The organism is Rossellomorea vietnamensis, assembly GCF_008180615.1.
GTDB lineage: Bacteria > Bacillota > Bacilli > Bacillales > Bacillaceae_B > Rossellomorea > Rossellomorea vietnamensis_D.
Genome location: NZ_VTEH01000042.1, coordinates 1 through 612, shown reverse-complemented (window position 1 = coordinate 612; position 612 = coordinate 1). Strand labels below are relative to the sequence as shown.

Below are 612 nucleotides of genomic sequence, written 5' to 3'. Positions count from 1 at the left end.
CAAATCCAGCTTGTGATTGAAAAAATGGAAAAGACTTTTGTAAAACACGACCACGATCATCCATCGCACATGCGAAGTGTTTCTTTTTGGCAATATCGATTCCAATGACCAGGGTGTCTTCAGAGACTTGATTAATTTTGTGATTCATATTACGATTCATTATGGTCCTCCTGTATGGTAGTGAGTTTCGATTTGGTCGTTGACACTCATGCATCATACAAGAGGACTTTTTCTTTTTCAAGACCTCTAAAAGTTTATAAACAGGAATGCTCCTCGGCTGCGCCTGCGGGGTCTCACCCACTGGCTTTGCATAGGTTCCAAAATAAGTAAATTGAGCGGGAGAAGTTATAGACAAACACAAAAAAAGCTCCTATTGTAGATGTATTGACTGTTTGTTCCCAAAAACAAACTATCTACAAAAGGAGCACAAAACCTCTATTATGTTAGCTCAAAAAACAGTCATTAGTCAATGTTTATCTTTATTACCAACAAAGCATTTAGCTTGTCCTCTTATGAACTACGATATGAAAAAGCTTACTAACGAACAATTGGTCAAGCTTTTCATTACTGCACAACTTGACGGTTGGGATTCATATCCTGAATTTGATATCA

The 612-nt window shown here is 37.4% G+C and carries 1 protein-coding gene; it reads right to left on the bottom strand.

The window, feature by feature from the left end:
* Window positions 1–160 (bottom strand): IS110 family transposase (locus FZC79_RS23755; RefSeq protein WP_148948899.1); only part of this gene is annotated, 160 nt, incomplete at its 3' end.
* Window positions 161–612 lie beyond the last annotated feature (452 nt).